This window comes from Labedella phragmitis (assembly GCF_004078635.1).
Taxonomy (GTDB): domain Bacteria; phylum Actinomycetota; class Actinomycetes; order Actinomycetales; family Microbacteriaceae; genus Labedella; species Labedella phragmitis.
The window spans coordinates 180,750-193,849 of record NZ_RZNB01000007.1; the positions used below are offsets into that span (position 1 = coordinate 180,750).

Below are 13,100 nucleotides of genomic sequence, written 5' to 3' on the forward strand. Positions count from 1 at the left end.
GCTCGCGCCACGTGCACGAACGACATGACGAAGGCCCCCTCCGATCACGGTGGGGGCCTTCGTCATGTGCGGCGACTCAGTGGTCGAGAGCCCGGCGGATCAGGTCGCTCTGCTCGGCGGCGTGCCGCTTCGCCGATCCCGTCGCGGGCGATGCCGACGCGGCGCGTGTGACCCCGGAGATCTCGCGGCCGATGGCCTTCGGGAACTCGTTCGCGACGAACGGCCACGCCCCCTGGTTCTCCGGTTCGTCCTGCACCCACACGATCTCGGCCGACGGGTACTTCTCGAGGACGGCGCCGAGCTCCTCGGCAGGGAACGGGTAGTACTGCTCGAGTCGCACGAGGGCGATCGATTCGTCCGTGTTCTTGTCGAGTTCGGCCCGGAGGTCCCAGTGCACCTTGCCGGCGTGGAGCAGCACACGCGTCACGGCCGAGCCGTCGAGCGCGCGCGTGTCGTCGAGCACGGGGCGGAAACGGCCCGACGTGAAGTCCGCCACGTCCGACGTCGCGCCGCGGAGGCGCAGCATCGCCTTCGGTGTGAAGACGACGAGCGGACGCCGGGGGAGGGCGTACGCCTGACGACGCAGGAGGTGGAAGTACGACGCGGGGGTCGACGGACGCGCGACCGTCATGTTGTTCTCGGCGCACAGCTGGAGGAAGCGCTCGATGCGCGCCGACGAGTGGTCGGGCCCCTGACCCTCGTAGCCGTGCGGGAGCAGCAGCACGACGCTCGAACGCTGGCCCCACTTCTGCTCGGCGCTCGAGATGAACTCGTCGACGATCGTCTGCGCGCCGTTGACGAAGTCTCCGAACTGCGCCTCCCACAGGACGAGGGCGTCGGGGCGCTCGACGGAGTACCCGTACTCGAAGCCCATGACCGCGTACTCGGAGAGGATCGAGTCGTAGATCCAGAAGCGCGCCTGGTTCTCGTGCAGGTTGACGAGGGGCAGCCACTCCTGGCCGTTCACGCGATCGTGCAACACGGCGTGACGCTGCACGAACGTACCGCGGCGCGAGTCCTGACCGCTCATGCGCACGGGCGTGCCCTCGACGAGCAGCGACCCGAGGGCGAGGAGTTCGCCGAACGCCCAGTCGATGCCGCCGTTCCGGCTCATCTCCTGACGCCGCTTGAGCAGCTGATCGAGTTTCGGGTGGACCGTGAAGCCCTCCGGCTTGTTCTCGAAGGCGTTGCCGACGAGCTCGATGACGCTCGACGACACGGCGGTCGACTCGGGCTCGCCCGAATAACCCTCGTCGTCGACGGTGGGTGAGACGATCGGCGTCGAGGCCGTCTGGGCCGCGTGCGTCTCCATGAAGGCGCGCTCGAGGCGGTCCTGGAAGTCGCGGTGGGCGGCCTCGTACTCCGCTTCGCTGATGTCGCCACGGCCGACGAGTGCCTCCGTGTAGAGCTTGCGCACGGAGCGCTTCTGCTCGATGAGGCTGTACATGAGCGGCTGGGTCATCGAGGGGTCGTCGCCCTCGTTGTGACCGCGCCGGCGGTAGCAGACGAGGTCGATGACGACGTCCTTGTTGAACTCCTGGCGGAACTGGAACGCGAGTTCCGAGACGCGGACGACGGCCTCGGGGTCGTCGCCGTTCACGTGCCAGATGGGCGCCTGCACGGTCTTCGCGACGTCGGTCGCGTAGACCGAGCTGCGGCCGTCGCGCTCGGGGGTCGTGAAGCCGACCTGGTTGTTCACGACGATGTGGATCGTCCCGCCGGTCTTGTACCCGCGGGTCTGGGAGAGCTGCATCGTCTCGAGGACGATCCCCTGTCCCGCCATCGCGGCGTCGCCGTGCACGAGGATCGGCAGCGTCGAGTACGTCCCGATCGGCTTGCGGTCCTGCTTCGCCCGGACGATTCCCTCGAGTACGCCGTCGACGGCCTCGAGGTGCGACGGGTTCGCGGCGAGGTAGACGGGGAGCTCCGTGCCGTCGGCGGCGCGGAACGTGCCCTCGGTGCCGAGGTGGTACTTGACGTCGCCCGAGCCGTGGGACTTCTTGTCCTGAGTGCCCTCGAACTCCTGGAAGATCTGGCCGTACGTCTTGCCAGCGATGTTCGTGAGGACGTTGAGACGACCGCGGTGCGCCATTCCGATCGCCGCGCCGTCGAGTCCCGCGGCCGCTGCGCCCTGGAGGATCGCGTCGAGGCAGGCGATCGTGGACTCGCCGCCCTCGAGGCTGAAGCGCTTCTGACCGACGTACTTCGTCTGCAGGAACGTCTCGAACGCCTCCGCCTCGTTGAGCTTGCCCAGGATGCGCAACTGCTCGTCGTGGGTCGGCTTGGCGTACGGCCGCTCGACCTTGCCCTGGATCCACTTCCGCTGAGCCGGGTCCTGGATGTGCATGTACTCGAGTCCGATGGTGCGGCAGTAGGAGTCGCGGAGGACGCCGAGGATGTCGCGGAGCTTGGCCTGGCGCGAGTCGCCGAACTCGCCCGTGACGAACTCGCGGTCGAGGTCCCAGAAGGTGAGGCCGTGGCTCGCGATGTCGAGGTCGGGGTGCGAGCGCTGGACGTACTCGAGCGGGTCGACGTCGGCCATGAGGTGACCCCGCACGCGGAACGCGTTGATGAGCTCGTGCACGCGCGCCGTCTTGTTGATCATGTCGGCGAGGTCGACGCTGATGTCGGTCGCCCACCGGATCGGCTCGTAGGGGATGCGGAGCGCCGCGAAGATGTCCTCGTAGAAGCCGCGCTGCCCGAGGAGCAGTTCGTGGACCTTCTTGAGGAACTCGCCGGAACCGGCGCCCTGGATGACGCGGTGGTCGTACGTCGAGGTGAGGGTGATCGTCTTGCCGATACCGAGCTCGACGAGTGTGTGGTCCGAGGCGCCCTGGAACTCCGCCGGGTACTCGAGGGCGCCGGCGCCGATGATGCAGCCCTGGCCCTTCATGAGACGTGGCACCGAGTGCACCGTGCCGATGCCGCCGGGGTTCGTCAACGAGATCGAGGCGCCCTTGAAGTCGTCGGCCGTGAGCTTGTTCCCGCGGGCACGACGGACCAGGTCCTCGTAGGCCGCGAGGTAGTCGGTGAAGCTCAACGTGTCGGCGCGCTTGATCGCCGGCACGAGCAGTGCGCGCGATCCGTCGGGCTTCGGCAGGTCGATCGCGATGCCGAGGCCGACGTGGGCGGGGGCGACGACGCTGGGCTTGCCGTCGACCTCGTCGTAGTACACGTTCTGGCTCGGGAACTCCTTGAGCGCCTGGATGAGCGCCCAGCCGATGAGGTGGGTGAAGCTGACCTTTCCGCCGCGCGAACGCTTGAGGTGGTTGTTGATCACGATGCGGTTGTCGATCATGAGCTTCGCGGGCACCGTGCGGACGCTCGTCGCCGTCGGGACCGTGAGGCTCGCGTCCATGTTCGTCGCGAGCGACTTCGCCATGCCGCGGAGCGGCGACACGACGTCCTCCGGCTCCTCCTCCGCGGTGCTCTTCGAGGGTGCGGGGGCGTCGGCCGGGATGGGCGCAGACTGGGGCTGTTGGCTCGTGGTCCGGGCGATGGGACGCGTGGCGTCGGGAGTCGATGAGGGTTCCGTCGGCTTGGCCGATTCTCCCGCGGCCGCTGTCGAGGTCGCGGGCTGCGCGGTCGCCGGTGCCGTCGCACGCGGGGCGCTCTGCGGAGCCGGCGCCGAGGACGGGACCGTCTCGGCCGACGGGGCGCTCGCCGTGGGGGCCGGCGTCGATGCTCCGCTCGCACCGGTCTTGTGCTGGTGGTACGCCTCGAGCGTGGGCCACCAGGATGAGTCCACCGAGTTCTTATCGACTCGGTACTGCTCGTACAGCTCGTCGACGAGCCATTCGTTCGCTCCGAATTCCGCTGCGGAATTCTCGTCGGTTCCTGCTCCGGTCATTGGGCCTGACACGGTCGGACCACCACTTTCGTTACTCGCCATTCGGACCGCCACCGAGGGCTCGATGGCGTCGCACACTCCGGGAATCAAGCCTAAACCCTGCCACCCCTCTCCGCGGCACCCCGTAGACGGCTAGCGTGGTTTCATGCAGTTCTACGGAGACGAACCCCGCCACGACCTCACCTACTCGGACGTGTTCCTCGTGCCGTCGCGATCGGGCGTGTCGAGCCGGCTCGACGTCTCCCTCGCTCCGCAGGACGGGACGAGCCAGACGATCCCGATCGTGTCCGCGAACATGAACTCCGTGACGGGCCCGCGGCTCGCTGCGACGCTCGCCCGCCGCGGCGGGCTCGGCGTCCTCCCGCAGGACATGCCGCTCCAGGGACTCGACACCGCCATCCGGTGGGTGAAGGACCAGGCCGTCGAGTTCGACTCCGCCGTCTCCTTCTCGCCCGACACGACCGTCGCCGAAGCCCTCCTCGTCGTCCCCGCCGTCCCCGGCGGACACGGCGTCGTCGTCGTGGGCGGCGACGGCGAGCTCGTCGGGTGCCTCGACGCCGAGCGCCTCGGCCGGGCACTGCCGGACGCCCGCCTCGGCGATCTCGTGCACGGAGGCGTCGCCTCCATCGACGCCGACGACGTCACCTCCGCCCGCGCAGCGTTCGACCTCATGGTCGAGGCGGATATCGAGTTCGCGCCCGTCCTGCGCCACGGGCACCTCGTCGGCACGCTGAGCCGCACGAGCGCGTTGCGCTCGACGCTCTACTCGCCGGCACTCGACGCCTCGGGTCGGCTCTCGGTGGCCGCCGCCATCGGCGTGAACGGAGACGTCGCGGCGAAGGCCAAGGCGCTCGCGGCAGCGGGCGTCGACGTCCTCGTGATCGACACGGCCCACGGTCACCAGGAGACCATGCTGTCGGCGCTCCGCACCGTCTCAGGGCTCGGGCTCGGCATCCCGATCGTCGCCGGCAACATCGTCACGGCCGATGGGGTCGCCGACCTCGTGGAGGCCGGAGCCGACATCCTGAAGGTCGGTGTCGGCCCGGGCGCGATGTGCACGACGCGCATGATGACGGCGGTCGGCCGACCACAGTTCTCGGCCGTTCTGGAGACCTCCGAGGCGGCGAAGGCGCACGGCGCGGCCGTGTGGGCGGACGGCGGCGTCCGATACCCGCGCGACGTCGCTCTCGCTCTCGCCGCGGGCGCGTCCTCCGTCATGATCGGTTCCTGGTTCGCCGGCACGATCGAGGCGCCCGGCACGATCCACGCCGACGACGCCGGTCGGCTCTACAAGGAGAGCTGGGGCATGGCCTCGACGAAGGCGGTCCTCGAACGCTTCGGCCGCCTCGACCCCTACGAACTCGCGCGGAAGACGCTCTTCGCCGAGGGCATCAGCTCCTCGAAGATCTATCTCGACCCGCTCCGGCCGTCGGTCGAGGACCTGCTCGACATGATCACCTCGGGGGTGCGCTCGTCGTTCACCTACGCGGGCGCTCGCTCCATCCCGGAGTTCCACGACCGAGCGCTCGTCGGTCTCCAGTCCGCCGCCGGCTACGAGGAGGGCAAGGCGCTCCCCGTGTCCTGGTGACGCCCGCCGGCTGCCATCGGGTGCGCGGTTGCAGAGGAGGGCGATGGGCGAGGCGGCGGATATACTGAGGCGACAATGGACGATCCTCCCTCTGCGAATTCCTCCGTCTCCGCCGGTGCGTCCGGCGTCGGTCGCCCCCTCTCCGCGGTGTCCTCCATCGAGGAGCACGACGCCCCATCGGAGGACGACAGTCCCGGCCTCCGCGTGACGGAGGCCCTCCATGTATGAGTGGATCATGCTCGCGATCGGGCTGGTCCTGACCGTCGGCACCGGCTTCTTCGTCGCGAGCGAGTTCTCGCTCGTGAACCTCGACCGCTCCGACCTCGAAGCGCGACGCGACCGCGGCGAGCCCCGACTCGTGATGACGATCGCGGCGCTCAAGATCACGTCGACACATCTCTCGAGCGCGCAACTCGGCATCACGCTCACGACGCTCCTCACGGGGTACACGATGGAACCGGCGATCTCGTCGCTCCTCGCCGAGCCGCTCACGGCCGTCGGAATCCCCGAACCCGTGATCGCGCCCGTGGCGACCGTCGTGGCCGTCCTGATCGCGACCCTGCTGTCGATGATCATCGGGGAACTCGTCCCGAAGAACTTCGCCCTCGCCCTGCCTCTGCACACCGCGAAGCTCGTGATCCCGTTCCAGACCCTCTTCACGACGGTCTTCAAGCCCGCGATCGTCGTCCTCAACGGCAGTGCGAACGCCATCCTCCGTTCGGTGGGCATCGAGCCGAAGGAGGAGCTCTCGGGAGCGCGCACGGCCGAGGAACTCTCGAGTCTCGTGCGTCGTTCGGCGGGAGCCGGCACCCTCGAGCAGGACACCGCGACGCTGCTCAACCGCACGCTGCTGTTCTCGAGCCACACGGCGTCCGACGTCATGACGCCGCGACCTCGGCTCGAGGTCGTGCGCCGCACCGATCCGGCCTCTCTCGTGGTCGAACTCGCCAGGAGCACCGGTTACTCGCGTTTCCCCGTCATGGACGAGGACATCGACGATGTCGTGGGGCTCGTGCACGTCAAGCAGGCCGTCGCGGTTCCGCGCGAGCGTCGTGCCGACGTGCCCGTCTCCGCCCTGCAGTTCGACATCCTGCGCGTCCCCGAGACGATGAGACTCGACACGTTGCTCGTCGAGCTTCGCGGTCGCGGCTACCAGATGGCCGTCGTCGTCGACGAGTACGGCGGGACGGCGGGTGTCGCGACGCTCGAGGATCTCGTGGAGGAGATCGTCGGCGAGGTGTCCGACGAGCATGACCGGTCCCGGGCTGGCGTCGTGCGAGGGAGGGACAGCACGGTGTTCCCGGGCAGCCTGCGCCCCGACGAGCTCCTCGAGCGCACGGGCGTCAAGGTCCCGGAGGAGGGACCGTTCGAGACGGTCGGAGGCTTCATCATGAGCGAACTCGGGCGACTGCCCGTGTCGGGCGACGAGGTCGAGATCGAGTCGGGCACGCTTCGGGTCGAACGACTCGACGGACGCCGGATCGACCGCGTCAGATTCACCCCGCGACCGGAAGAGGGCGGCGACGATGAGTGATTGGGCCGGAATCGCCTGGTTGGTCGTGCTGCTCGCGGCCAACGCGTTCTTCGTCGGAGCCGAGTTCGCGGTCATCTCCGCGCGGCGTTCGCAGATCGAGCCCCGCGCGGAACAGGGCAGCCGGAGCGCCAAGACGGCCCTCTGGGCCATGGAGCACGCGACGCTCATGCTCGCGACGAGTCAGCTCGGGATCACGGTCTGCTCGCTCCTCATCCTGAACGTCTCGGAGCCGGCGATCCATCATCTGCTCGAGTACCCGCTCCACCTCACGGGCTGGTCGGAGGAGGTCATCGGGACCGTCGCGTTCGTGATCGCGCTGCTGCTCGTGTCCTACCTCCACGTCGTGTTCGGCGAGATGGTCCCGAAGAACCTGTCGTTCTCGATCCCGGATCGAGCGGTCCTTCTGCTCGCGCCGCCCCTCGTGATGTTCGCGCGCATCTTCAAACCGATCATCTGGACGCTCAACGCCACGGCGAACGCCGTCCTGCGCCTCTTCCGTGTGGAGCCGAAGGACGAGGCCACGTCGTCGTACACGCTCGAGGAGGTCGCCACGATCGTGTCGCAATCGACGCGCGAGGGCGTGCTCGACGACTCCTCCGGAGCGCTCGTCGCGGCGTTCGAGTTCACGAGCAAGAAGGTCGGCGACGTCGCCCTGCCGCTCGACGGCATCGTGACCCTGCCCGAGACCGTGACGGCCGCCGAGCTGGAGCGGGCGGTGGGGAAGCACGGCTTCTCGCGCTACGTCATCGTCGATGCCGATGACCAGCCGATGGGCTACCTGCACCTCAAGGACGTGCTGCGGTTCGAGGCCACGGCGGAGCCCGGCGACGAGGACCGGCCGGTGCCGACCAAGCGGATCCGCCAGCTCGTCTCGATCTTCGAGGAGACCGATCTCGAGGACGCGCTCACGATCATGCGACGTTCGGGCGCCCACCTCGCGCGCGCGTTCGATCGAGAGGGTGAGACGACGGGCGTCCTGTTCCTCGAGGACATCATCGAGGTGCTCGTCGGCGAGGTCCAGGACGCGACGCAGCGCCGCTGATGGGCGCCCGAGCGGTCGACCGGCGCGTTCGGTCGGCCACTCGGCGCCGTGTCGCCGCCCGGTGATCGCTCAATCGAACGGCGCGCGAAGGTACTGCGGAGCCGTGTAGTCGATCGTGGCGCCGAGCTGTGCGGCGGCGCGCAGCACGATGTGCGGATCGCGGAGGAACTCGCGCGCCATCATGATCGCGTCGGCGCGACCGGAGCGGACGATCTCCTCGGCGGCCTCCGGGTCGGTGATGAGACCGACGGCGCTGACGGGAGCCTCGACGGCGTCGCGGACGTGCGTCGCGAATCGGACCTGATACCCGGGCTCGGTCGGGATGGTCGCGTGCACGTTCCCGCCTGTCGAAATGTCGAAGAGGTCGGCACCCGCTTCCACGGCCCAGCCGGCGACGGTCGCGGTGTCGTCCTCGTTCCACCCGCCCTCGGTCCAGTCCGTGGCGGAGAGCCGGACGAAGAGGACACGCTCGCCGATGGCCGCGCGCACAGCCCCGACGACCTCGAGGAGGAGCCGGGCGCGGTTCTCGAGGGTTCCGCCGTAGGAGTCCGTGCGCTCGTTCGACAGCGGGGAGAGGAACTGATGGAGCAGGTAGCCGTGGGCGGCGTGGATCTCGAGGACGTCGAAGCCCGCGTCGACCGAGCGGCGAGCGGCCGCGACGAAGTCGGCGATCACTTTCTCGATTCCCGCGCCGTCGAGCTCCCGCGGAGCGGAGTAGCCCGGGAAGGCGAGGGCCGACGGGCCCACCGTCTCCCAACCACCCTCCGCCGGGGGCACCGTACCGCGCTGCTCGGCCCACGGCCGGTAGGTGGACGCCTTGCGCCCAGCATGCGCGAGCTGGATCCCGGCCGCCGCACCCTGGCCGTGGAGGAAGCGCACGATACGCGCCCAGACCTCGGCCTGCTCGTCGGTCCAGATGCCGGTGTCCTCGGGGGAGATCCGGCCCTCCGGGCTCACCGCCGTTGCTTCCGTGATGACGAGCCCGGCGCCGCCCGCGGCGAACTGGCCGAGGTGCACGAGGTGCCAGTCCGTGGGGACGCCGTCGCGGCGGTCGACGGAGTACTGGCACATGGGCGCGACCCAGAGCCGGTTGCGGATCGTGAGAGAGCGGAGGCTGAGGGGTTCGAAGATGGCGGGCACTGCATTCCTCTGGTTCGTTGACGTTCTGTCGCGCACCCGCGAGGGGGTGCTCGAGCGACCCGAATCAACCTATCGTGAACGCATGAGCGACGAGACGGACTGGACACGCGATGATGCCGTGCGATGGTTGCGGCGACCGACGGCGGGGGACGACAAGTACTCCCGCGGCGTGCTCGGGATGGCGACGGGCTCCGAGCGGTACCCGGGGGCCGCCGTCCTCGGCGTCGACGCGGCGGTGCGCGCGGGAGCCGGTATGGTCCGCTACGTCGGGCCGGACGCCGTCGCCCACCTCGTTCTCCAGCGACGTCCCGAGATCGTCCGCGGGATCGGCCGCGTGCAGGCGTGGCTCATCGGTTCCGGCATCGACGGTGAGGACCCGGGGGATGAGCGGGTGGCCGACTTCCGCCACGCGCTCGCCGACGGTGTCCCCGTCGTCGTCGATGCCGGTGCCCTTTCCGCGGTGACGGGGAGAATCAACGGGCTCGCGGTTCTGACCCCGCACGCGGGGGAACTCCGTCGGCTGCTCGCCGCACGGGGCACCGAGGTCACCGCCGACGAGCTCATGCACGACCGCGAGCACTGGGCACGACGAACGGCCGAGGACACGGGCGCTGTCGTGTTGCTCAAGGGCTCGAGGACCCTCGTCGCCGAGCCGGGCGGAGGTCTCATCCGCCTGCCCGAGGCGTCGCCGTGGCTCTCGACGGCGGGCACGGGCGACGTCCTCGCCGGGATCGTCGGCACCGTCGTCGCAGCATCGGCGGACCGGCTCCACTCGAGCGTCGAGCTCGCCGAGGCCGCGGCGACGGCGTCGCTCGTGCACGCGCTCGCCGCCGAACACGCGTCCGGTGGCGGACCGATCGCCGCCCTCGACGTGGCCGAGGCGGTCCCCGCGGTCATCGCCCCGCTTCTCGCATGATGGCCTCGATCGCTCACAGGTTTCTCACAGTGGGACGAAAGGGGAAAGCTACCGGCCGTCCGTAGCGTCGATGACGACGAACGCACATCGACGACAGGGAGCCATCATGCGCGCACGGACACGACGGACCACGGGAGCGGCCCTCGCGGGCATCGCCGTCATCGGAGGGCTCGCGGCGTGCAGCGCCGACAGCACCGTCGCGACGGACGACGATGGGGGATCGACCACGAGCGAGGAACCGGGCGCGGCGACAGGGTCGGCCGGAACCTACGCCGACGGCGAGTACATGGCCGAGGGCGAGTACACGACGCCGGGCGGACAGGAATCGGTCACGGTCACTGTCACTCTGGAGGGCGGCGTCGTCTCGGCGCTCGAGGTCGAGGGCAGCGGCGGCAGCCCGAACACGCAGCGATACCAGGGCGAGTTCATCGAGAACATCGACGCCGAGGTGGTCGGCAAGAGCATCGACGACCTCGACGTCTCGAAGGTCGCCGGCTCGTCGCTCACGAGCGGTGGGTTCAACAGTGCGATCGAGACGATCAAGAGCGATGCCGCGAGCTGAGCTCCTCTCCGAGGTCCCGACCGCCGCGGCCGGTGTCCACGAATTCGAGGCGATCGGGGTCCCGTGGCGGATCGACACGCAGCACCCGCTCGCCGACGTCGCCCGCGAGGCTGTCGTGGCATGCACCGACGCCTTCGATCGTGCCTGGTCGCGGTTCCGCACCGACTCGCTCGTCGCGGAGATCGCGCGCACGAGCGGTGAGCGGACGCTGCCGCCCGAGGGCGCCGGCCTTCTCGCGCTCTACCGGACGCTGTACGACCTGACGGCCGGACGGGTGTCCCCGTTCGTGGGCGCTGCTCTCGAGGACCTCGGCTACGGTCGGCGCCTCGGCGTCGCCTCACCTGCATCGGGGTCACCGGGGCCGCCCGGCTCGGTGGTTCCGGCGTGGGACGACGTCGCATCGCTCGACGGTGACGTCCTCAGTACGGCCGCTCCCGTCGTCCTCGACGTGGGAGCGGCAGGCAAGGGCCTCCTCGTCGACCTCGTGCTCGAGGTGCTCGCCGACCACGGCGTGCACGATGCGACCGTCGATGCCTCTGGGGACCTCCGCGTCTCGGGCCGCCGCCGTGAACGCGTCGCTCTCGAGCACCCGTTCGACCCGACGCGTGCGATCGGCGTCGTCGACGTGGCGGACGGAGCGTTGTGCGCTTCGGCGACGAATCGCCGCTCGTGGGGCGACGGGCTCCACCACGTGATCGACGGGCTCACGGGCCGCCCCGTCGACTCGATCGTCGCGACGTGGGCGCTCGCGCCGACCGCTGCCGTCGCGGACGCCGCGGCGACGGCCCTCTTCTTCGTCTCGCCCGCCGAGGTGCACGAGGCGACGGGTGCTCTGGGCGTCAGGATGTTCAGTACGGGCCGCAGCGAGCGGCACCGCGATTTCACCGGGGAGCTCTTCTCATGATCGGAGCGGTCGACGCGCTCATCGGCCGCGTGCCGATGTATCGGCTCGTGCTCATCCTGTTGGCCACGCTCACGGCGGTCGCCGTCGCTCTCTCCGCGTTCGGCGTCCTCTTCTTCACACCGCTCGAGCTGCTCGCGACGGGCGGCATCGCCGTCGCACTCTCATGGCTCGTGAATCGGCTCGTCGCGCCGCTGTTCCGCGTGAAGCCCCACGACGAGTCGGCGCTCATCACGGGACTGCTCCTCTTCTTCATCATGAAGCCGGGCATCGAGTTCGGCGACCTCGCCGCCGTCGCGGTCGCCGCCATCGTCGCCGCCGTGTCGAAGTACGTGCTCGCCGTCCGCGGCCGCCACGTCCTCAACCCCGCGGCGATCGGCGCGTTCGTCGCGACCCTCACGGGTCTCGGTGTGAGCTACTGGTGGGTCGGCAGCGAGTCGCTGTTCTGGTTCGTGCTCGTGGCGGGACTCGTGATCGTGTGGCGTGTTCGGAAGCTCGCCATGGCGGCGCTCTTCGTGCTCGCCGTGTGCGCCGTGATGATCCCGACCCTCGTGTCGAACGGCATGGCCGTTTCTGCGGCCCTCGCGACCCCGTTCCTCTCGACGGCCGCCGTGTTCTTCGCCGCGTTCATGCTCACGGAACCGCTGACCCTCGCTCCGCGCCACCGGCAGCAGCTCGTGATCGCCGTCGTCACCGGTGTGCTCTTCGCGCTGCCGTACCACGTGGGACCGGTCTTCTCCTCGCCGGAGCTCGCCCTGATCGTCGGCAACCTGCTCGCGTTCCTCGTGGGGCAGCGGCGGGGAGTGACTCTCACGGTGCGCGATGCCCGTCGCCTCGGCGGGGACGTGCACGAGCTCGTGTTCGACGCCGCGGCGCCTCTCCGTTTCCGCGCCGGGCAGTACGTCGAACTACACGTGCCTCACGCGAAGGGGGACAGGAAGGGCTTCCGACGAACCTTCAGCATCGTGTCGGCGCCGAGCGACGGTCGAGAGGTGCGCGTCGCCTTCCGGGTGCCGGAACCGGCGAGTTCGGCCAAGCGGGCGCTCCTCGAGCTCGTCGCGGGGGACACGGTCCGGGTGACTCTCGTAGCGGGCGATTTCACGGTTCCGGCCGACGCGGAGCGGAAGCTCGCCTTCGTCGCAGCCGGTATCGGCATCACGCCCTTCGTGAGTCAGATCCGCGAAGCGAGGGCGAGCGGCCGCCCCCGAGACATCGTGCTCGTCTACGCCGTCTCGGATCCGCGGGACATCATCTACGCCGACGAGCTCGCGGGCGTGCGCGTCCTCGTGTCGAGCCGCGTCGAGCCGACGGACCTGCCGGACGGTTGGAGCTGGATCGGACCGGAACGCGTGGACGCAGACGTCGTTCGAAGCGTCGTCCCCGACCTCGCCGAGCGCGACCTCTTCGTCTCGGGTCCGCCCGCGCTCGTCGACGACGTGCGCCGTCGGTTGCGTTCCTCGGCTCGTCGCGTGCGCACCGACGCCTTCGCCGGCTACTGACCGTCGGCCGTGGACCGATGCCGTCGCCGGCTACCGACCCCGATGCTCGTCCGCGATCCTCCCTCGGG

At 69.6% G+C, this 13,100-nt stretch carries 10 protein-coding genes; 8 read left to right on the forward strand and 2 right to left on the reverse strand.

Features of this window, described 5'->3' with window-relative positions; translation table 11 throughout:
- Window positions 1–76 precede the first annotated feature (76 nt).
- Window positions 77–3,862 carry a multifunctional oxoglutarate decarboxylase/oxoglutarate dehydrogenase thiamine pyrophosphate-binding subunit/dihydrolipoyllysine-residue succinyltransferase subunit gene (locus ELQ90_RS15285; protein ID WP_208020679.1) on the reverse strand — a complete coding sequence of 1,262 codons (3,786 nt, stop codon included), beginning with the start codon at window positions 3,860–3,862 and terminating at the stop codon, window positions 77–79.
- 133 nt (window positions 3,863–3,995) lie between these two features.
- Between ELQ90_RS15285 and guaB1 the strand changes: the two genes are divergently transcribed.
- The 4 genes from guaB1 (at window position 3,996) to ELQ90_RS15300 (ending at window position 8,014) form a co-directional block, all read left to right on the forward strand.
- Window positions 3,996–5,438, forward strand: coding sequence for a GMP reductase (gene guaB1 / locus ELQ90_RS15290; protein ID WP_128496156.1), 1,443 nt, complete (start codon window positions 3,996–3,998; stop codon window positions 5,436–5,438).
- Window positions 5,439–5,513: 75 nt separating this feature from the next.
- Window positions 5,514–5,666: a hypothetical protein gene (locus ELQ90_RS16715; protein ID WP_166409116.1), complete on the forward strand. Its 153-nt coding sequence runs from the start codon at window positions 5,514–5,516 to the stop codon at window positions 5,664–5,666.
- Window positions 5,659–6,972, forward strand: a complete 1,314-nt coding sequence (locus ELQ90_RS15295; RefSeq protein ID WP_128496157.1) for a hemolysin family protein — start codon at window positions 5,659–5,661, stop codon at window positions 6,970–6,972. Before ELQ90_RS16715 ends, ELQ90_RS15295 begins: the two co-directional genes overlap by 8 nt.
- Complete coding sequence (locus ELQ90_RS15300) at window positions 6,965–8,014, forward strand: hemolysin family protein (protein ID WP_128496158.1); 1,050 nt, start codon at window positions 6,965–6,967, stop codon at window positions 8,012–8,014. Before ELQ90_RS15295 ends, ELQ90_RS15300 begins: the two co-directional genes overlap by 8 nt.
- A gap of 69 nt (window positions 8,015–8,083) precedes the next feature.
- Here the strand turns inward: ELQ90_RS15300 and ELQ90_RS15305 are convergent, their stop codons facing one another.
- Window positions 8,084–9,154, reverse strand: coding sequence for an NADH:flavin oxidoreductase/NADH oxidase (locus ELQ90_RS15305; RefSeq protein WP_128496159.1), 1,071 nt, complete (start codon window positions 9,152–9,154; stop codon window positions 8,084–8,086).
- An 82-nt stretch (window positions 9,155–9,236) separates the two neighbouring features.
- On the opposite strand from ELQ90_RS15305, the gene ELQ90_RS15310 reads away from it, so the two are divergent.
- From ELQ90_RS15310 to ELQ90_RS15325, 4 genes are all read left to right on the forward strand, one after another.
- Window positions 9,237–10,070 (forward strand): ADP-dependent NAD(P)H-hydrate dehydratase, encoded by an 834-nt coding sequence (locus ELQ90_RS15310; protein ID WP_128496160.1) that lies wholly within the window; start codon window positions 9,237–9,239, stop codon window positions 10,068–10,070.
- 106 nt (window positions 10,071–10,176) lie between these two features.
- The gene (locus ELQ90_RS15315; protein WP_128496161.1) at window positions 10,177–10,632 is read left to right on the forward strand and encodes an FMN-binding protein; all 456 of its coding nucleotides are present in this window, start codon (window positions 10,177–10,179) and stop codon (window positions 10,630–10,632) included.
- Window positions 10,619–11,536 (forward strand): FAD:protein FMN transferase, encoded by a 918-nt coding sequence (locus ELQ90_RS15320; protein ID WP_128496162.1) that lies wholly within the window; start codon window positions 10,619–10,621, stop codon window positions 11,534–11,536. The genes ELQ90_RS15315 and ELQ90_RS15320 overlap by 14 nt, the downstream gene beginning before the upstream one ends.
- A complete protein-coding gene (locus tag ELQ90_RS15325) occupies window positions 11,533–13,032 on the forward strand; it encodes a ferredoxin--NADP reductase (protein ID WP_128496163.1) in 1,500 nt (499 codons plus the stop codon). Before ELQ90_RS15320 ends, ELQ90_RS15325 begins: the two co-directional genes overlap by 4 nt.
- Window positions 13,033–13,100 lie beyond the last annotated feature (68 nt).

Bases quoted from the DNA above. Each gene is read 5' to 3' on its own strand.
- guaB1 (WP_128496156.1), top strand. From the start codon at position 3,996: ATGCAGTTCTACGGAGACGAACCCCGCCACGACCTCACCTACTCGGAC.
- ELQ90_RS16715 (WP_166409116.1), top strand. From the start codon at position 5,514: ATGGACGATCCTCCCTCTGCGAATTCCTCCGTCTCCGCCGGTGCGTCC.
- ELQ90_RS15295 (WP_128496157.1), top strand. From the start codon at position 5,659: ATGTATGAGTGGATCATGCTCGCGATCGGGCTGGTCCTGACCGTCGGC.
- ELQ90_RS15300 (WP_128496158.1), top strand. From the start codon at position 6,965: ATGAGTGATTGGGCCGGAATCGCCTGGTTGGTCGTGCTGCTCGCGGCC.
- ELQ90_RS15310 (WP_128496160.1), top strand. From the start codon at position 9,237: ATGAGCGACGAGACGGACTGGACACGCGATGATGCCGTGCGATGGTTG.
- ELQ90_RS15315 (WP_128496161.1), top strand. From the start codon at position 10,177: ATGCGCGCACGGACACGACGGACCACGGGAGCGGCCCTCGCGGGCATC.
- ELQ90_RS15320 (WP_128496162.1), top strand. From the start codon at position 10,619: ATGCCGCGAGCTGAGCTCCTCTCCGAGGTCCCGACCGCCGCGGCCGGT.
- ELQ90_RS15325 (WP_128496163.1), top strand. From the start codon at position 11,533: ATGATCGGAGCGGTCGACGCGCTCATCGGCCGCGTGCCGATGTATCGG.